This is a genomic window from Streptomyces xanthophaeus (assembly GCF_000725805.1).
GTDB lineage: Bacteria > Actinomycetota > Actinomycetes > Streptomycetales > Streptomycetaceae > Streptomyces > Streptomyces xanthophaeus.
Genome location: NZ_JOFT01000009.1, coordinates 207,971 through 226,039, shown reverse-complemented (window position 1 = coordinate 226,039; position 18,069 = coordinate 207,971). Strand labels below are relative to the sequence as shown.

At 74.5% G+C, this 18,069-nt stretch carries 16 protein-coding genes; 4 read left to right on the top strand and 12 right to left on the bottom strand.

Translation table 11 applies throughout. The annotated features are described in order from the left end of the window. Nucleotides 1-16 precede the first annotated feature (16 nt). Together IO30_RS0102230 and IO30_RS0102225 are read left to right on the top strand one after the other, a co-directional pair. Nucleotides 17-895 carry an alpha/beta hydrolase gene (locus IO30_RS0102230; RefSeq protein WP_031138665.1) on the top strand — a complete coding sequence of 293 codons (879 nt, stop codon included), beginning with the start codon at nucleotides 17-19 and terminating at the stop codon, nucleotides 893-895. A 100-nt stretch (nucleotides 896-995) separates the two neighbouring features. Next, on the top strand, nucleotides 996-3,044 hold the full coding sequence (locus IO30_RS0102225) for a serine/threonine-protein kinase (protein WP_031138663.1): 2,049 nt from the start codon (nucleotides 996-998) through the stop codon (nucleotides 3,042-3,044). Between the two features lie 65 nt (nucleotides 3,045-3,109). Here IO30_RS0102225 and IO30_RS0102220 read toward each other — a convergent pair whose 3' ends face one another. Continuing rightward, the gene (locus IO30_RS0102220) at nucleotides 3,110-4,393 is read right to left on the bottom strand and encodes an adenylosuccinate synthase (RefSeq protein ID WP_031138661.1); all 1,284 of its coding nucleotides are present in this window, start codon (nucleotides 4,391-4,393) and stop codon (nucleotides 3,110-3,112) included. A 184-nt stretch (nucleotides 4,394-4,577) separates the two neighbouring features. Here IO30_RS0102220 and IO30_RS0102215 point away from each other — a divergent pair, with 184 nt between their 5' ends. Both IO30_RS0102215 and IO30_RS41610 read left to right on the top strand, forming a co-directional pair. Continuing rightward, nucleotides 4,578-5,414 carry a diacylglycerol kinase family protein gene (locus tag IO30_RS0102215; RefSeq protein WP_031138659.1) on the top strand — a complete coding sequence of 279 codons (837 nt, stop codon included), beginning with the start codon at nucleotides 4,578-4,580 and terminating at the stop codon, nucleotides 5,412-5,414. Continuing rightward, entirely contained in the window at nucleotides 5,390-5,974 is a 585-nt protein-coding gene (locus tag IO30_RS41610; protein WP_031138657.1) for a hypothetical protein, read from the top strand. The genes IO30_RS0102215 and IO30_RS41610 overlap by 25 nt, the downstream gene beginning before the upstream one ends. On the opposite strand, the gene IO30_RS0102205 is transcribed toward IO30_RS41610, so the two are convergent. From IO30_RS0102205 to IO30_RS0102155, 11 genes are all read right to left on the bottom strand, one after another. Then, nucleotides 5,971-7,188: a cytochrome P450 gene (locus IO30_RS0102205; protein ID WP_031138656.1), complete on the bottom strand. Its 1,218-nt coding sequence runs from the start codon at nucleotides 7,186-7,188 to the stop codon at nucleotides 5,971-5,973. The two genes, IO30_RS41610 and IO30_RS0102205, sit on opposite strands and share 4 nt — an antisense overlap. A gap of 60 nt (nucleotides 7,189-7,248) precedes the next feature. Next, complete coding sequence (locus IO30_RS0102200; RefSeq protein WP_031138655.1) at nucleotides 7,249-7,908, bottom strand: response regulator; 660 nt, start codon at nucleotides 7,906-7,908, stop codon at nucleotides 7,249-7,251. After that, entirely contained in the window at nucleotides 7,905-9,230 is a 1,326-nt protein-coding gene (locus IO30_RS0102195) for a sensor histidine kinase (protein ID WP_031138653.1), read from the bottom strand. Before IO30_RS0102195 ends, IO30_RS0102200 begins: the two co-directional genes overlap by 4 nt. Nucleotides 9,231-9,319: 89 nt before the next feature. Next, a complete protein-coding gene (locus tag IO30_RS0102190; protein WP_031138651.1) occupies nucleotides 9,320-9,991 on the bottom strand; it encodes a response regulator in 672 nt (223 codons plus the stop codon). Next, nucleotides 9,988-11,313 carry a sensor histidine kinase gene (locus IO30_RS0102185; protein WP_037892797.1) on the bottom strand — a complete coding sequence of 442 codons (1,326 nt, stop codon included), beginning with the start codon at nucleotides 11,311-11,313 and terminating at the stop codon, nucleotides 9,988-9,990. Before IO30_RS0102185 ends, IO30_RS0102190 begins: the two co-directional genes overlap by 4 nt. A 10-nt stretch (nucleotides 11,314-11,323) precedes the next feature. Next, nucleotides 11,324-12,526: an acyltransferase family protein gene (locus tag IO30_RS0102180; protein ID WP_037892794.1), complete on the bottom strand. Its 1,203-nt coding sequence runs from the start codon at nucleotides 12,524-12,526 to the stop codon at nucleotides 11,324-11,326. Continuing rightward, entirely contained in the window at nucleotides 12,519-13,703 is a 1,185-nt protein-coding gene (locus IO30_RS0102175) for an alpha/beta hydrolase (protein ID WP_237403441.1), read from the bottom strand. The genes IO30_RS0102180 and IO30_RS0102175 overlap by 8 nt, the downstream gene beginning before the upstream one ends. 147 nt (nucleotides 13,704-13,850) lie before the next feature. After that, the gene (locus IO30_RS0102170; RefSeq protein WP_031138643.1) at nucleotides 13,851-14,240 is read right to left on the bottom strand and encodes a nuclear transport factor 2 family protein; all 390 of its coding nucleotides are present in this window, start codon (nucleotides 14,238-14,240) and stop codon (nucleotides 13,851-13,853) included. Between the two features lie 78 nt (nucleotides 14,241-14,318). Next, nucleotides 14,319-15,947, bottom strand: a complete 1,629-nt coding sequence (locus tag IO30_RS0102165) for a serine/threonine-protein kinase (protein WP_031138641.1) — start codon at nucleotides 15,945-15,947, stop codon at nucleotides 14,319-14,321. A gap of 574 nt (nucleotides 15,948-16,521) precedes the next feature. Further along, complete coding sequence (locus IO30_RS0102160) at nucleotides 16,522-16,977, bottom strand: MarR family winged helix-turn-helix transcriptional regulator (RefSeq protein WP_237403518.1); 456 nt, start codon at nucleotides 16,975-16,977, stop codon at nucleotides 16,522-16,524. Nucleotides 16,978-17,272: 295 nt separating this feature from the next. Beyond that, nucleotides 17,273-17,944 (bottom strand): DJ-1/PfpI family protein, encoded by a 672-nt coding sequence (locus IO30_RS0102155; RefSeq protein WP_051901793.1) that lies wholly within the window; start codon nucleotides 17,942-17,944, stop codon nucleotides 17,273-17,275. Nucleotides 17,945-18,069 lie beyond the last annotated feature (125 nt).

Below are 18,069 nucleotides of genomic sequence, written 5' to 3'. Positions count from 1 at the left end.
CCGAGAGGTTGAGCCGATGACGGACCCCGCCGCAGTGGAACGGGACGCCGCCGAGGCGGCATCGGCCTTCTCCCATCCGCCCGTCGCCCCGGACGCGACCGCCACCTACGGAGAACACCCCGACCAGCTCGTCGACTTCTACGCCCCGCACGGCAAAACCCCGGGGCAGGCGCCGCTGGTGGTGCTCCTGCACGGCGGCGCGTGGCGGGCCCCCTACGACCGGCAGCACGTCACCCCGCTGGCCGGATTCCTGGCCCGGCAGGGCTTCGCCGTCGCCAACGTCGAGTACCGGCGCGGCAGTTCACTTCCCCACCAGGACGCCGAAGGGCCGGTCGCCGGGCGCTGGCCGGAGACCTTCGACGACGTCGCCGCCGCCCTGGACGCGCTGCCGGAGCTGGCGGCGGCCGCGCTGCCGCAGGCCGACCTGCGCCGGGTCGTCGTCACCGGCCACTCCGCCGGCGGGCAGCTCGCGCTGTGGGCGGCCGCCCGGCACGTGCTCCCGCACGGATCCCCGTGGCGGCTGCCCGAACCGCCGCCGCTGCGCGGTGTGGTGGCGCTCGCCCCCATCGCGGACTTCACGGTGGCGCAGGAGCAGGGAGTCTGCGGCGGTGCCTGCGCGCAGTTCCTGGGCGGCGAGGCGCACTGGGCCGAGCGGATCGCGCACGCGGACCCGGCGGCCCTGCTTCCGACGGGCATCGCCACGGCAGTGGTGCACGGGCGCGAGGACATCGTCGTCCCGGCGGCGGTGGCGGACGCGTACGTGGCCGCCGCCGCGAAGGCGGGCGAGACGGTGGGGCTGACGCTGCTGGACGGGGTCGGGCACTTCCCGCTCATCGATCCGGCAGCGGACGCCTGCGCGGTGGTCTCGGAGGAGATCGCGCAGCTGGCCTGGTAGCCCGTCCCGGGAGGTCAAGTCGGCTGCGGGCGGCCCTCGTTGCACCCCGCAGGCATCGGGTAGATTTCCAGAAAATACTTCCGATGCTGACGGGGCTGACGTGTTAGAGCTGAGGGGGAGCGGGGCGGAGCCGCTGGAACCGGAGGATCCGCGTCGGATCGGTCCGATTCCGCTGGCGGGACGGCTCGGGGCGGGCGGCATGGGGCGGGTCTACCTGGGTGTCCGGGACGGCCGGTACGTCGCCGTGAAGCAGCTGCTGGCCTCCGTCGTCGGCGAGGACAAGGACTTCCTGCGCCGCTTCGGGCACGAGCTGGACAATCTCGCCCGGCTGCCCGACGGGGCCACCGCCCCGCTGCTGGCCAGCGACCGCACGGCGCGGCCCCCGTGGTTCGCCACCGCGTACGTCCCCGGGATCACCCTGAAGGAAGCCGTCGACCTGCACGGCGAGCCCCTGCCCGCGCAGGCGCTGTGGCTGCTGCTGCGGGAAGCGGCGGCCGGTCTGGAAGCGGTGCACGCACTGGACATGGTGCACCGGGACCTCAAGCCGTCCAACGTGATGCTGACCCTGGACGGCCTCACCCTCATCGACTTCGGGGTCGCCCGGGCCGCCGAGCAGAGCCAGCTGACCCGGACCGGCATGGTCGTGGGCACGCCCGCCTACATGGCGCCCGAGCAGGCCTCGGGCACCCGGCGGCTGAGCGGGGCCACCGACGTGTTCGCGCTGGGGTCGGTCCTGGCGTACGCGGCCTGCGGACGGCCGCCCTTCGGCGACGAGTCCGGGCACGGGGTGCTGTACCGGATCGTCCACGAGCAGCCGGACCTGGAGCCGCTGCGGGAGACGGACCCGGAACTCGCGGAGCTGGTCGGGGCCTGCCTCGACAAGGACCCCGAGGGCCGCCCCACCGCGGGTGAACTCCTCGCACGCGCCACGGCGCACGACCCGTCCGCGGTGCTGTGGCCGGACCTCGTCTCCGAGCGGCTGTCCGAGCGGTCCGCCTTCGCCGCGCAGGTGCAGGAGGCCGACGTACCGACGCTGCCGCTCGCGGGCGCGGCGCCGCAGGAAGAGGCCTCCGGCGCGGAGTCGGCACCGGCACCGGCACCGGCACCGGCACCGGCACAGGCACCGGTTCAGGCTCCGGTTCCGGTTCCGGTTCCGGTTCAGGCACCGGTGACGCCTACGGCGCCTGCGGCGGATGCGGCCCCGGACCCGGCCGGTGGTCCGGCGGCGGGACCGGCGGCCGGACCGGCCGCGCCGGCGGCGGATGCGGCGCCCGGGGTCCCGGCCGCGGCGGCCCGTCCGGAGGAAGGGCGGCGGCCCGCACGCCGCCGTACCCGCATCCTGCTGGCCGTCCTGCCCGTCGTCGTGGTCGGCGGCGGGACGACCCTGGTCATCCAGAACCTGCCGTACACCTCCGCACCCCGGTCCGAGGCCGGGGCCGATCCGTCGGCCTCCCCCGCTGCCCCGGGAGCCCAGGCCGCGGCGTCCCCGGGCGGGAGCCCCCAGGACCCGGCGGCCCCGGCCGCGTCACCGCCGCCCGGAGCCACCCCGGGCGAGACCGGCGCCGCTGCGACAGGCGGCCTCGGAGGCTCCGGACCGGCGGCCGGCGGGGGCGCCGCGGCCGGGGCGGGCGGCGCCGTCGGCGGCGGCGGGACGGGCACCGGCAGCGGTACGCAGCCCGGGGCGGGCGCGGGCGGCGGCTCCGCGGGTCCCGGCCCGGTCCCCTCCGGTGCGCCCAGCCGGCCCGGCACCACCGCTCCGGGGAAGCCCGCGACCACCCCGCCGCCCGCCTCCGGCACCTACCGCTACCGCAACGGCGACAACGGCAAGTGCATCAGCCAGGTCTACGGCTCGTCGAGCTACGCGGAGTGCGGGGACGCCAGTACCCGGTGGACGGTCCAGGGCCGCTCCGACGGGGGCTTCAAGCTCGTCAACCAGCAGTCCGGCCAGTGCCTGTACTCCAACGGGCTGAACCAGGCCGCCTTCGTCGGGGACTGCGCCCAGGACATCGGCCGGGTGTGGCGCACGGGTGCGGACGGCAGCCTGCGCAGCGACTTCGGCGGCGGCTGCCTCGACCCGTACATGGGCACCGGCCTGCACACGCTGACCTGCGCCGGGAAGGCCTCGCAGCGCTGGACGCGGCAGTCCTGACGGGCCCGGACATGCCGGTGGGGCGGCGGTCGTACCGCCGCCCCACCGGTGTGGGCCACTGGTTCCTAGAGGAACGAGTTGATCTCGATCGTCTCGGTGCGGCCGGGGCCGACGCCGATCGCGGAGATCGGGGCGCCCGACATCTCCTCCAGGGCCTTGACGTACGCCTGGGCGTTCTTCGGGAGGTCCGCGAAGGTCTTGGCCTTGGTGATGTCCTCGGACCAGCCGGGGAGGTTCTCGTAGATCGGCTTCGCGTGGTGGAAGTCGGTCTGCGAGTAGGGGAGCTCCTCGACGCGCTTGCCGTCGATCTCGTACGCGACGCAGACGGGGATCTCCTCCCAGCCGGTCAGCACGTCCAGCTTGGTGAGGAAGAAGTCGGTCAGGCCGTTCACGCGGGTGGCGTAGCGGGCGATCGGCGCGTCGAACCAGCCGCAGCGGCGGTCACGGCCGGTGGTCACACCGCGCTCGCCGCCGATGCGGCGCAGGTCCTCGCCGTCCTTGTCGAAGAGCTCGGTCGGGAACGGACCCGCACCCACGCGCGTGGTGTAGGCCTTCAGGATGCCGATGACGCGGCTGATCTTCGTCGGGCCGACACCGGTACCGGTGCAGGCGCCGCCCGCGGTCGGGTTCGAGGAGGTGACGAAGGGGTACGTGCCGTGGTCGACGTCGAGCAGGGTGCCCTGGCCGCCCTCGAAGAGCACGACCTTGTCCTCGTCCAGCGCGTTGTTCAGGATCAGGGTGGTGTCGGCGACGTAGCCCTTGATCTGGTCCGCGTACTGGAGCATCTCCTCGACGATCGCGCCGGCCTCGATCGCGCGGCGGTTGTACAGCTTCGCGAGGAGCTGGTTCTTGCCCTCCAGCGCCGCTTCGACCTTCTGGGTGAGGATCGACTCGTCGTACAGGTCCTGGACGCGGATGCCGACGCGGTTGATCTTGTCCGCGTACGTCGGGCCGATGCCGCGGCCGGTCGTACCGATCTTGCGCTTGCCGAGGAACCGCTCGCCGACCTTGTCGAGGGTCACGTTGTACGGCGTGATCAGGTGCGCGTTGCCGCTGATGAGCAGCTTGGAGGTGTCGATGCCGCGCTCGTTCAGACCGCGCAGCTCGGAGAGCAGGACGGCCGGGTCGACGACGACTCCGTTACCGATGACCGGGGTGCATCCGGGGGAGAGGATGCCGGAAGGGAGAAGGTGCAGCGCGTACTTCTGGTCGCCTACGACGACCGTGTGGCCGGCGTTGTTGCCGCCCTGGTAGCGCACCACATAGTCAACGGATCCACCGAGCAGGTCGGTGGCCTTTCCCTTGCCCTCGTCACCCCACTGAGCTCCGAGCAGCACAAGAGCGGGCACAGGCGTACACCTCTTCCGGATGGGGCATGTCCAAGGTCAGGGGGCGTACGACGATGTACACCGCAGGCTGAGCCGTCGGACCGGTACCCCGGAATAGACGAAGGCCCTGGCGCAATAGCGCAAGGGCCTCTTGCACAAAGATGCTACCCGAGGAAGGACCGAGGTGTCGGCTCCAGAGCCCACCATGAGCCATGCGGGCGCGCCGGTAGGCGGCCTTCTCGTGCTCGTCGACCCGGTCGCCCGCCGTCTTGACGGCGAGTCCGTGCGGATCGCGAAGGATGTGTTGTCAGCGGGAGCAGAAGCGAAAATCTGCCTTCCGGATTCGCAGGAGGAATTTGCGCGGGCTCTTGCCCGCCGGGGCCATCGCAGGCTCGTGGTCGTCGGTGACGACCGCGCTCTGGTGCGCACCGTGGGGCTGCTGCACCGGGAGCGCGGGCTGGGCGAGGGCGCGTTGTCACTGGTCCCGGTGGGTCCCGCGGGCTCGCTGGGGCTGGCCCGGACGCTGGGCGTGCCGCTGTCGGCGGTCGCGGCCGCGCGGGCGGCGCTCGACGGCTCGGTGCGCATGTGCGACCTGTTGGTGGACGACAGCGACGGGGTCGTGCTGGGGGCGCTGCGGATCCCTCCGGTGCGCGGCGGCGGGCGGCCTCCGGAAGCCTCGGGAATCCTGCGGCCGTCCGTGTGGAGTGCCTACCGTTCTCTGGTCCGGACGCTGGCGCGGCCCGCCGGGACGGGCGGCGCGGGCCAGTACCGGCTGCGCGTGGAGGCCGACGGGGTGGTGCTGGCGGACGTGGACCGGCCGGTCGCGGACGTCTCGGTGCGCACGCGGGACGACGGCGGGCTCGCCGAGGTGGTCGTCCGTACGGGCGGCGCGGCCGGCGGGGCGGTGACCGCGCGGGCGAAGACGGTGACGGTGTCGGGGGCGGACTTCCGCTACCGCGCCGACACGGCGACGGCGGGTCCGGTCCGGCGGCGGACGTGGACCCTGCGCCCGCAGGCGTGGACGCTCACGCTGCCGCGGTGAGCCGCGGCGGCGCGGTCCCCGGCGCCGGTGCGCCCCGCCCGGGGCCGGGCGGGGACCTCCTGAGCGGCGCGCTCGGGGACTGGCGGCGCGACGGGCTGCTGCTGTGCCTGCTGCCGGTGTTCTGCTGGCCGGCGGTGGTCGCGGCCGTGCTCACCCGGCCCGTCCTGCTGGTCGTGCTGCTGAGCCCGGTGGTGCTCGGGGTGCGGGAGCTGTACGCGGTCCGGCGGGTGCGGCGCGCCCTGCGGGACCCGGCGGTGCACTGGACCGCGTACGAGGCCGAGGTGGTGCGCCGCGGGGCGCTTGCGCCGGTGCTGGTCCTGGACGGCGGGCCCGAGCTGACGCTCGGGCCGCTGGGGCGCAGGGCGCTGCCGAGGCGTCCGTGGCCGCCCGGGGCCCCGGCGGAGCTCCGGGCGGGTGTCGTCGAGATCGCGCTGGCCGGGGACCCGGCGACGGGGGCCGTCCTGTGGGCGCCGGCGGCCGGCCGCCTCGGCCTCGCCCGGCCCTTGCGCGGTCAGGCCCTGCGGCGGAGCCGGGCCGAGCAGGCGCGGAGCCTTTCCTAGAACTCCACCAGCAGCTGTTCCAGGCCGCGGATGACGTACCCGTCCCGCCACCGGGGTTCCTCGACGAGCCGCAGGGGCGGGATCCCGTCCGCCAGCAGCGCTCCGAAGGAGGCTTCGAGCTCCCGCCGCGCCAGGGGAGCCCCCAGGCAGTAGTGGATGCCGGCACCGAAGCTCAGGTGCGGATTGTCGGTCCGCCCGAGGTCCAGCGTGTCGGGGTCCGTGAAGCGGGCGGGATCACGGTTCGCAGAACCGAACAGCAGTGCGATTTCTGCGCCGCGGGGGATCACCGTGTCCCCGATCCGGATCTCGTCGAGCACCCACCGCTCGAACATCTGGAGCGGTGTGTCGTACCGCATGAGTTCATCCACAGCTGTGGACAACTTTTCGGGATTCCGCGATCCGGGGTCCGCGCGCAGGGCCGCGAGCTCCCCGGGATTGCGGAACAGCGCCCACCATCCGTTGACGGTCGTGTTGACCGTGGCCTCGTGTCCGGCGTTCAGCAGGAGGACACACGTGGAGATCATCTCCTGCTCGCTGAGGCGGCCCTCCTCGTCGTGGGCGGCGATCAGCGCCGAGATCAGGTCCTCCCCGGGGCGGGTACGCCGCTCGGTGATCAGGGCGCGCAGATAGGCGCTGAACTCGGTGCTCGCCCGCACCGCCCGGCGCGCCGTGTCCTCGTCCGGCCGGAGCTCGAACATCCCGCAGATATCGGCCGACCAGGGCCGCAGCAGCTCCCGGTCCGCCTCCGGCACCCCGAGCAGCTCCGCGATCACGGCCACCGGCAGCGGCTCGGCGACCACGCTCTGCAGGTCCCCGCCGCCGTCCGCGAGCAGTTGGCCGACCAGCCGGCGGGCCAGCCGCTCCACGGCCGGTACCAGCCGCTCCACCGTCCGGGGCGTGAAGGCCTTCGCCACCAGCCGCCGCACCCGCGCGTGCGCGGGATCCTCCAGGTCCAACAGGCCGTTGCCGTTGAGCACATGGAAGGGCTCGTGCTCCGCGGGCGGGGCCTCACGGCCGAATTCCTCGTGCGAGAAGCGGTGCAGGTAGGTACGCCCCAGCCGCCGGTCCCGCAACAGCGCACTCACATCGGCGTAGTGCGGCACGAGCCACTGCCCGGTGGCCTCGCACCACACGGCCCGCCCCTGCTCCCGCAACTCCCCGTACGCCGGGTACGGATCGGCGACGAACGCGGCATCCCACGGATCAAAGCCCATCCCGGCACTCTAGTGCTGGGATGGGAAGGTCCACCGGATCGCGGCGCCGGGCGCCGCGACTCAGGCCGGGGTCACCAGCCGGGTCTCGTAGGCGAACACCGCGGCCTGGGTGCGGTCCCGCAGGCCCAGCTTCACCAGGATCCGGCTCACATGGGTCTTGATCGTGGACTCCGCGACGATCAGCCGGTCGGCTATCTCCGCATTGGACAGCCCCTGCGCGATCAGCACCAGCACCTCCGTCTCCCGCTCCGTCAGCTCACCCACCTCCACCGGATCGGCCGGGCGCGGGGTCTCGGCGAGCTTGGAGAACTCCACGATCAGCCGCTTCGTCACCGACGGCGCCAGCAGGGCCTCCCCGGCCGCCACCACCCGCACCCCGTCGGCGAGCTGACGGGCCGAAGCGTCCTTGAGCAGGAACCCGGAGGCACCGGCCCGCAGCGCCTGGTACACGTACTCATCGAGGTCGAAGGTCGTCAGGACCAGCACCTTCGCGTCCGTGTCCGCGGCCACGATCTCCCGGGTCGCCTCCAGCCCGTTCATCTCCGGCATCCGGATGTCCATCAGCACCACGTCCGGCCGCAGGGCCGCCACCTGGGCGATGGCCTGCCGGCCGTCCACCGCCTCGCCGACCACCTCGATGCCGTCCATGGCGTTCAACAGGACGGAGAAGCCCTCCCGGACCATCATCTGGTCGTCGACGATCAGCACTCTGATCGTCATGCCGGTTCCTCCCCCGACGCCTGTTCCGGACGGCTCGACACCGGTATGAACACCGCCACCTCGTACCCACCCGCGGCCGTCTGCCCGGCCGTCATCTCACCCTCCAGCATGGCCACCCGCTCCCGCATCCCGGTGATCCCGTGCCCCGCCCCCGGCGAAGGCCGGACGTCCCCGGTCGCCGCCTCGTTGACGACGCGTATCCCCAGGCCGCCGAGCACATAGGACACCTCCACCCGGGCCGCGGCGCCAGGCGCATGCCGCAGCGTGTTGCTCAGGGCCTCCTGGATGATCCGGTACGCCGACAGCTCCACGCCCTGCGGCAGCTCCCGCACCGCTCCGGTGACCGTCTTGTCCACGCTCAGCCCGGCCTCGCGCACATTGGCCAGCAGCCCGTCCAGGGAGGCCAGCGTCGGCTGCGGGGCATCGGGGGCCTCGTAGTCCGCGGAGCGCACCACGCCCAGCACCCGCCGAAGCTCCGTCAGCGCCGCCACCGCGTTCTCCCGGATGGTGACGAACGCGGCCTCCAGCTCCGGCGGCGGGTTCTTCACCCGGTACGGCGCCGCTTCCGCCTGGATCGCGACCACCGACATGTGGTGCGCCACCACGTCGTGCAGCTCCCGCGCGATCGTCGTCCGCTCCTCCAGCAGCGTCCGCCTGTCCCGCTCGAAGGCCGTGACCTCCAGCTGGGCCGTGACCTCCTCGCGCGCCTGCCGCCGCGTGTTGCGGACCGTGACGGCAAGCAGGGCCAAGGCCGTCAGGAAGGCCATCGGCCCGACCTCGGAGGACCGCCCGATCAGCTCCGGCAGGACCGCACCGGCCACCACGGTGATCACCCACATCCAGGCGGCCACCCGCGGCCTGCTCCGCATCGCGACGACGGTCACGACCGCCAGATGCGCCACGAAGGTGCTCGGCGTCCACGGCCAGGTCATGCCCGTGTCCTGGACCATGGCCAGCGGCAGCGTCACGGCCAGCACCGTCCAGAACGCCCCCGCAGGCCGCACCAGGGTCATCAGCACGGGCGCCGCGGCTATGAGCCCCACCAACAGCGTCATGCCCCCCGGGGCGCCCCCGCTGTTCGCGGTGGAGGCCACTACCGTCACCACCGCCAGCAAGGTCACCACGGCGTGGGGGAGATGGCCGGCATGGGGCCGCAGCCCCCGGGGAAGCCAGCGCACCCACCGCCCCTCGGGACGGAGCGGCGGCAGCGGCCGGTAGGCGAAGGCATCAGTGACCAGGTCTTCGCGGAAGCCCTGGAGCAGGCCCGAGGCGATACGGAGCTCGGGTGCCCGGGCTGTCCCCCCGGTGGTGGTCTCGGTCATACCCAGAACCGTAGGCCGCCGCCACCCTCACCCGCGTCGCCGCTGATGGGGATTTCCCCGGGTCCCCCTCAAGTACTACCCGGGTGGGTTCAGTAGCCCGTCGGGCGTACCAGCCCGGTCTCGTACGCGAACACCGCGGCCTGGGTGCGGTCCCGCAGGCCCAGCTTCACCAGGATCCGCCCCACATGCGTCTTGACCGTCTGCTCCGCCACCGTCAGATGCCGGGCGATCTCCGCATTCGACAGGCCCTGCGCGATCAGCGACAGCACCTCGGTCTCCCGCTCGGTGAGCTCCTCGATCCGCGCCCGCGACGGCGCGCGCGGCGCGCCCATCCGCGAGAACTCGGTGATCAGCCGCTTCGTGATGTTCGGCGAGAGCAGCGCCTCCCCGGCCGCCACCACCCGCACCGCCTCCGCGAGCTGATCGGCCGACGCGTCCTTGAGCAGGAAGCCGGAGGCCCCGGCGCGCAGCGCCTCGTACACGTACTCGTCCAGGTCGAAGGTGGTCAGCACCAGCACCTTCACGGCGGCGCCGGGCACGGCGGTGATGACGGAGGTGGCCTCGATGCCGCCCATCCCCGGCATGCGGATGTCCATCAGGACCACGTCCGGTGCCAGCTCGCCCACCTTGGCGACGGCGTCCGCCCCGTCCACGGCCTGGCCGACCACCTCGATGTCGGGCTGGGCGTTCAGCAACACGCTGAAGCCCTGCCGGACCATCATCTGGTCGTCGGCGATCATCACCTTGATCGGGGTGCTCATCGTTCCCTCTTCGTCTCGTGCGGGGAGCTGGCCGCCCGGACCGGCGGGTCCATCGGGAGAACGGCCGTCACCTCATAACCCCCGTCGGGGCACGGGCCGGCGCTCAGCTCGCCCCCCAGCATGCCCGCCCGCTCCCGCATCCCCAACAGCCCGTGCCCGGCGCCCGGGGAGGGCGGCGCCGCCCGGGTCGGAGCGGAGTTGGCGATGCACAGGTGCAGCTCCCGCGGGCCGTACGCGATACCGACCTCCACCTGCGAACCGGGGGCGTGGCGCAGGCAGTTGCTCAGGGCCTCCTGCACGATCCGGTACGCGGTGAGCTCCACCCCCGGCGTCAGCGCCCGCCGGATGCCCGCGATCTCGGTGGTGACCGCCAGTCCGGCGCCCCGGACGTTGTCCACGAGCCCGTCCAGCTCGGCGAGGGTCGGCTGCGGATGCTGCGGGGCCCCGGGTTCGTCCGGCTGTTCGGAGCGCAGCACGCCCAGCACCCGCCGCAGCTCCGTGAGGGCCTCCAGCGCGTTCTCCCGGATGCCCGCCAGGTTCTCCTTGAGCTCCTGCGACGGGTTCTCCACCAGGTGCGGGGCGACCTGCGCCTGGATGGAGATCACCGACATGTGGTGCGCGACCACGTCGTGCAGCTCGCGCGCGATGCGGCTGCGCTCCTCCAGCAGGGTGCGCCGGGCCCGTTCCTCCTCGGTGAGCGTCTCCTGCTCGACCAGCTCGCCGCGGGTCAGCCGCACCGCGCGCAGCGCGTAGCCGAGCAGTCCGGCGAACCCGAAGAGGAGCGCGGCCGCGGGCACGGTGCTCGCGCTGAGCTCCGGGCTCCACAGGGCCTCGGCCAGGCCGGTGAGGACCAGGGAGGCCGAGACGACCGCGACGGTGACCCTGGGCGGTACCCGCAGGGCCACCAGCAGGATCACGATGCCGAGGCCGAAGATCCCGCCGGGGGTCCAGGGCCAGGTCTGCCCGTGGCCGACGTGCTCGTGCATCGTCCAGGCGCCGAGGCCCGCGGCGAGCAGTCCCAGCCACCACGCGGGGACCGGGCGGAACATCGCGAGCGCGATGGAGACCCCCGACAGCGCGGCCGGGACCCAGATGACCGAACCGTCGACGTGGTAGTGGTCGGCGAGCTGTTCCGCATAGAGGAAGCCGATGAATGCGGCGGCGTAGGCGACGAGGACGTGCGGCAGCCGGGCCAGCCAGCGCGGCCGGGACATCCGGGGCAGGGGATCGCGCCGCAGGGTGAGCAGCTCCCGCGCCGTGGCCCGCAGCACCCTGCCCCGGCTCGCGGGGGTCTGCTCGGGGACTGTGCTCTGCTCGTTCACGGGCTCAAGGCTAGACACGGGTGATCTCCCGCGCGGGGGCGCTGCGTCGCCGGTACGGGACGGGGGAGCCCGAGGCCGTACGGGACTGCCCGGCGGGCCGGCCCTGTTCGTAGGTGCGGAACGCGGCCCAGCAGAGCAGCAGTGCGGCGGCGAACACCGGCAGCCACAGCAGCCGGGCGGCGATCCAGCCCGCCGAGCCGGGCACGGTGTGCAGCCCGGGCAGGTCGGCGGGCGCCAGCAGCCCGAGGGCGGTGACGGTCATCATCGCCGTCTGGTGCCAGAGGAAGACCGTCATGGCGGAGAGGTTCACCAGCGCCACCTTCGCCCAGGCGGTGGGCCTTCGCACGGCCCGGGCCAGCGGTTCGCGCACCAGCAGGGCCAGGCCGCACTGGGCGAGTCCGAACGCGGCCGCGGCGAGCGTCGGCGGGTTCAGGTTCGACACCGCGGCCCCCGGGACCCCCACCATGGCGGCCGGGTACCCGCACCACAGGACGAGCGCGGCGGTGGCGCCGCTCCCCGCGGCGAGCAGGAGCACGGCGGACCGGCGCCGGGCGAACGCCCCCCGGGCCCAGGCGGCGCCCAGGGTGTAGGGCACGAGCCAGCCCGCGCCCACATTGATCCAGCCGGCCCACGCGGGCCCGCCGTACCCGAACCGCCACAGGTCGACGCCCGCCACCACGGCCAGGGGCCACAGCGGGTGGACGCGGAGCACCAGCGGGGTCGCGGCGGTGAGCGCGGCGAAGACGAGGAGGAACCACAGCGGGGAGAGGGCCAGCTTGACCAGCGTGCGGACGGTGTCCAGCTCCGCCCCGCCGAGCAGCATCCCGCCCGCGACCACGGTCCACAGGACCAGGACGGCGGCGACCGGACGGGACAGTCGGCCGAGCCGCCGGCCGACCCAGGCCCCGTACGAGTCCCCGCGGGCCCGCGCCACGGCGTAGCCCTGGGCGGCCACATGGCCGCCGACCAGGAAGAAGACGGCAAGGGTCTGCAGCACCCAGGACACCGGGGCCAGCCAGGGCATGTGCTCCAGCGGGCTGGTGGCGCTCAGCCCGCCGTCGGCGGTGGTCAGGGCGGTCACCAGCCAGTGGCCGAGGACCACCCCGAGGATCGCGAGGGCCCGCAGCGCGTCGACGGCCCGGTCCCGGCCGGCCGGGGTGGCCGAGTCGATGCGGCCCGCGAGGGCGGACCAGCGGGCGCGGAGCTCAGACACGGGGGGCCTCCTGCGCGGCGGCGGTGCCGAGGACGATGGCGGCCAGGCTGTCGAGGGACTCGGTGCCGGGCTTGAGGTAGTCGCTGTGCCCGGCGCTGCCCGCCGCGAAGGGCCGGGCCCCGAAGGCGGGGGCGACCGGGTCGGGGCCCAGGCCGATGCCGCCGAACCGGACGTGGGGGACCTCGGCTATCCAGTCGCCACTGCCCCGCCCGGCCCAGACCCGGGCGTCGGTGGGCAGGTCACGGACGGAGCCGGAGCCGGTGCCCGGGCTGCCGTAGAGGACCATGTCGGCGACCGCGGAGCCGGTGTCGGTCCGGGCGCAGACCACGGAACCGTAGGAGTGGCAGAGGAGGGAGAGCCGGGCACCGGGCCCGGCCAGATCCCGCAACCCGGTGAGGAAGGGCCCCAGTTCGGCGGCGGCCTGCTCGGCGCGGCCGGTGGTCAGGACGGTGGTGCTGACGGCGCCGGGGGTGTCGTACCCGAGCCAGGCGACCACGGCGGAGCGGGGATGTCCGGCCCGCAGGCGCTCCTGGAGGGAGAGCGCCCCGGCCCGGAACCGGGCGTAGGTGTCCAGGGTGGTGTCGGACCCGGGCAACAGGACGGTGACCCGGTCGGCGCTCCCGAGGTCGCCGAAGACCTCGACGGCCCGGCCCCGGCCGCGCCCGTCAAAGGCGAGGAAGCGGGCCGTGCCGCCCGCCTCCATGGCGCGGAGCTTCGCGGCCCGGCCGGTACGGCCGGCCTCCTGGGCCATCCGGGCCGCCTCGGCGAGGCCGGCGAGGTTGGCGGCGTACCGGGTGGGGGCGTCGGCGCCCTCGGCGAACGCCGCGGCCTCAGGGGCGGGGACGTGGGGCGAGGCCGCGGCGGATACGGGGACCACGACGGCCGCGGCGACGACCGAGGCCAGCAGCGTGCGACGCAGACGCCCGCCACCGGATCCGGCCCACCGCCCCAGCAGGCGTCGGCCTCCGGCCGAATGGGCGGGGGCTTCCGCGGCTCCCGCAGCTGCTGTCGCGGCCTCGCTCGACGTACTTGCCGTGCCCGGCGTGCCTACCGTGCCCGGCGCGATCGCCGAACCTGCCGTACCCGCCGTGCCTGCCGTACTCGCCGTGCCTGCCGTACCCGCCGTACCCGCCGTGCCGCCATAACCGGCCGCACCGCCCGCTGCCCCCGTAGCCATGTCCGCTCTTCCTCCGGTCGCCGGAAGAGCGGTCAGCGCTCTTCTCTGCTCCCGAAGTTAGAAATCGGCACCCCTGGTCGGCGTCACGCTGCGGAGCTGTGTTCCTGTGTAGCTCTCAGGTAGTACGGGGGGTACGGGTCCCGGCCCTCAGTCCGCCGGCAGGGCTTCCACGTACCCCGCCCGCCAGCGGGGCGCCGGGTCCTGGCCGGGGCTGGTCCAGTACTCCCGCGCCGCGACCACCTCCCCGTCCCGCACCGTCCACAGCGACACCGCCCGGTAGACGACGTGGTCCTGGGGCATCTCTATCTCGGTGACGACGAGGTCTCCGTCGGCCAGGATCCGCAGCAGTTCCACGGATCTCTCGTCCGCGAAACCGTCGTCGCTGTTCACGGCGATGAAGTTGGCTCGCCCCACGATGCGTTCACCGCTCACCGGCCATTCGATGACCGCGTCCTCGGCGATGAGCTTGGCCACGCCGTCCCAGTCGCGTGCTTCGATCCGCTCCCACAGTTGTGCCACTACGTTCAACGGCTCCATGTGCGGCAGTGTCCGCCGGGGGCGCGAGGCGTAACAAGCACTGCCTGCAGGCTTATTGACTTCGACACAAAGGGCCGGTCACTGCTTGCGGTAGGTGAGAGGGGTGCCGGAACCGCCCGCCAGCTCCCGCCGGAGGCTGCCGTCGGGCAGCAGCCGCAGCAGGCTCCAGCTGCCCGGACTGCACGTGGGAGGGGCGCCGGAGGTGACGGTGGAGGCGTCGAGTTCCACAGGGTCGGGGGCGCTGCGCAGCGCGGCCCGCCAGGTGCAGGCGAAGGCGGGGTCCTGGACGCTCAGGGTCATCACCGGCTCGCCGACGACGCCCGGGCCGAGGGTGAGCTGCCAGGTCTGCGTGCCGGTGGTGGCCCGCCAGGTTCCGAGGTACGCCTCGGGGAGCGCGCCGGGGGCAGGGGCCGGGGCCGGGGTTCCGGTTCGCGCCGAGCCGGACGGGCCGGCGCCGCCGGTGGGCCGGGTCGGGTCGGGTGCGGCGCCCGTGGCGCCGCCCGGCGGAACGGGGTCCGCCGAGCCGTTCATCACCGCGTACACCGTGCCGCCCGCCGCGACGGCGACGACCACGGCGACCGCGAGGAGGAAGACGGTCGACGCGGCCCGGGAGCGGTCCACGCGCTCCGCTTCCTGCGGGGCGAACGCCGGATAAGTGGGGTGGCCGGACAGGGCCGGTGCGGGTGCCGCCGGCGGGAGGGGCGGGGGCGCGGCCACCGGCGGCGTCGGCGGTGCGGGCGGTGCCGGCGGCACGGGAGGCGCTGCGGGCGGTATGGGCACCGCAGGTGCCGCGGGGATGCGGTCCGGGCCCGCGTCCTCGCGGTCCAGCAGCTGTACGGCCTGCCGACCTAGCTGCGCCACCAGCAGCCCTGGAAGCCAGGGTTCCAGGGCCCTCCCGTCGGCCACGGTGTCCCCCGCGCCCACCCGGGTCAGCACCTCGGAGGGCTCCGGCCGGGCCGCGGGATCCCCGTGCAGGCAGTCCCGTACGAGCTCGCGCAGCTCGGGCGGTACGTCGGCCAGGACCGCTTCCGCTCCGGCGCCGTCGGGCCGTCCGGCCTCGCCGGAGGGCAGCCGGCCGGTGGCCGCGTACGCCAGGACCGCGCCGAGGCAGTAGACGTCGCAGGCGGCGGTCGCGGGCTCGCCGCGGAGCTGCTCGGGAGCCATGAAGCCGGGGGAGCCGATGAGTTCACCGGCCATGGTGAGGCCGTGGCCGGGCTCCGCGGGGGCGCGGGCGATGCCGAAGTCGATGACGCGGGGACCGTCGAGGGTGATCAGGACGTTGGAGGGCTTCAGGTCGCGGTGCACGAGGCCCGCGCGGTGGATGTCCCGGAGGGCGTACGCGAGCCCCGCGGCCAGGATCCGTACGGAGCGGGCCGGCAGCGGACCGAAGTCCTGGGCCACGACCTGGCGCAGGCTCGGCCCGGCCACGTAGCCCGTCGCGAACCAGGGGACCTCGGCCTCGGTGTCGGCTTCGAGGACCGGAGCGGTCCACTCCCCGGCGACCCGGCGGGCCGCGGCGACCTCGTGGCGGAAGCGGATGCGGAACTCCTCGCGGGCGGCGAGCTCCTGGTGGACCAGCTTCACGGCCACGGTGCGGCCCCGGTCGGAACGGGCCAGGTACACCTGGCCCATGCCGCCCGCGCCGAGGCGGGCCAGCAGACGGTACGGGCCGATGCGGTGCGGATCCCGTGGGTGCAGTTGTTCCATGCCGGCGGTCCTCCCCCTGGGGCCAGTGGCCCCCGGAGGAGGAGACGGCTGCGGGTGCCCGGTGGTTGCCCGCGGCGGACTCGTACCGCGGCCCCCGGCGGGCGGACTCCGCTCCGCTCAGGACCCGGGAGGGTGAGTCCCGGCCTTGGCCCCGGCCCCGGCCTTGGCCCCGGCCCCGGCCTTGGCCCCGGCCTTGGCCCTGGCCCTGGCCCTGGCCCTGGGTGTGGGCCCGGGCCTGGGCCCGGCCCCGGCCCCGGCCCCGAGCTCCGCGGTCGTGGGCTCCGGGCGCGGAGCTCGGGCTCCGGCCATGGAACCCGGCTCCGGGTCCGGCTCGGGCGATGGCTCCCGGTCGGGGGCTCCGGTTCGGCTTCCGGCTCCAGGCGCGGGCTCTGGCCCCGGCCCCGAGCGGGCGTGGGCCCCGGCCCCGAGCGGGCGTGGGCCCCGGGCTCCGGGCGTGGGCCTCGCTTTGGCCCCGAGCCTTCGGGCGTGGCTTCCGGGCCCGAGTGTCGGCCCCCGAGCCCCGGGCCTGGGCTCCGGCTCGGGGCCTGGGCTCCGGTTCCGCTCCCGGCCAACGTCAGGGCTGCGGCGGGGGCAGGGTGTCCAGGGTCCGGGTCAGGCGTTCCAGGACGCGGACCGTCTCGGCGAGGCCTTCGTCGCCGAGCTCCGCCGCCAGGCGGGTGGCGAGGGAGGCGTGTCCCGGGCCGATCCGGGCCACCGCCGCGCGGCCGGCCTCGGTCGGGCGCAGCAGTTTCGCGCGCCGGTGTGCCGGGTTCGGCACGTACTCCGCCAGGCCCTTGGCGGCCAGCAGGTCGGCGACGCGCTGGACGCTCTGCCGGGTGATGCCCATGGTCCGGGCGATCCCTGCCACCGGCAGCGGCTCCCGGAGCACGGCGCCGAGGACCTGCCACCAGGCTGCGGTCAGCCCGGCCGGGCGTGCCAGCTCCTCCGAGAAGGTGAGGAACTGGCCGTTCAGCCGGAACACCCCGAGCGCGGTACGGCTCAGCAGGTCCTGCCGGGCACGCACGGACAGCGCCCCGCCCGGAGCCTCGGCCCCGGCCTGCGCCGCCGCCCCGGCCTCTGCGTCGGCTTCCGCCCCGGCCCCACCGGCCGCCCCGGCCCCGGCTCCCGCCCCGTCCGGAGCCCCGGTCCCCACCCGGGCCTCCGCAGCCATCCCGGCCTCCGCCCCGCCCGGAGCCTCAGCCCCGTCCGGAGCTCCGGCCTCAGCCCCGTCCGGAGCTCCGGCCTCAGCCCCGTCCGGAGCCTCAGCCCCGTCCGGAGCTCCGGCCTCAGCCCCGCCGGGAGCCCCCGCCCCCGCCCCGTCCGGTTCAGGCATCGCCGGACTCCGCCGCTGCCATCAGGACCGGGTACGCGCTCTCGTCCGAGTCGTGGAAGAGCCGGTACCACGCGTCCAGCACCTCCGGCTTGTACGCGCCGAGCCGTGCGAAGACCTCGCGGGCGAACGCCACCGGTTCCGTCGGCCCCGCCGTGATCAGGTTGCCGTCGGTCACCGTATCGGCCTCGACGTAGTGCCCGGCGCCCGCGTAGCCCGGCTGCTGCGCCAGGTAGAAGGAGGCGCCGCTGGTGTGGGCCCGGCCGTCCAGCAGCCCCGCCCGGGCCAGCCCCGCCGTGGCCCCGCAGATCGCCGCGACCGGGACCCCGGCGGCCAGGAACTCCGCGGCCTTGGCCGCGAAGGGTGCGAGGTCGTCACCGGTGTCCCAGAGGGAGGCGCCGGTCAGGATCAGCAGCGAGGAGTCCTCGGGCCGCAGCTCGGCCAGGGCCAGGTCGGGCTGGATCCGGACGCCGCCCATCGTGGTGACGGGCCGCTCCGCGGCGGGTCCGACCGTGACGATCCGGTGGCCGCGCTGGGTCAGGTGCGCGGTCGTGTGGCCGGTCTCCCAGTCCGCGTACGTGTCGTACACCGCGAGGTGGACGGGCTTGTCGTGAGCCTGGGGGTGGGCCTGGGCCTGGTTCTGGTCGTGCTGCGGGGTCCCGCTCATCGTGCTCGCCTCCGGTGGTTGGTCGGATCCAGCGTGCTCTGCTTATGACAAGAGACTGTCATATCGACAGCATGCTGTCAATGACCCCTTCGCACCGCCCGGCCGGGAGACAGACTGCCGAGACC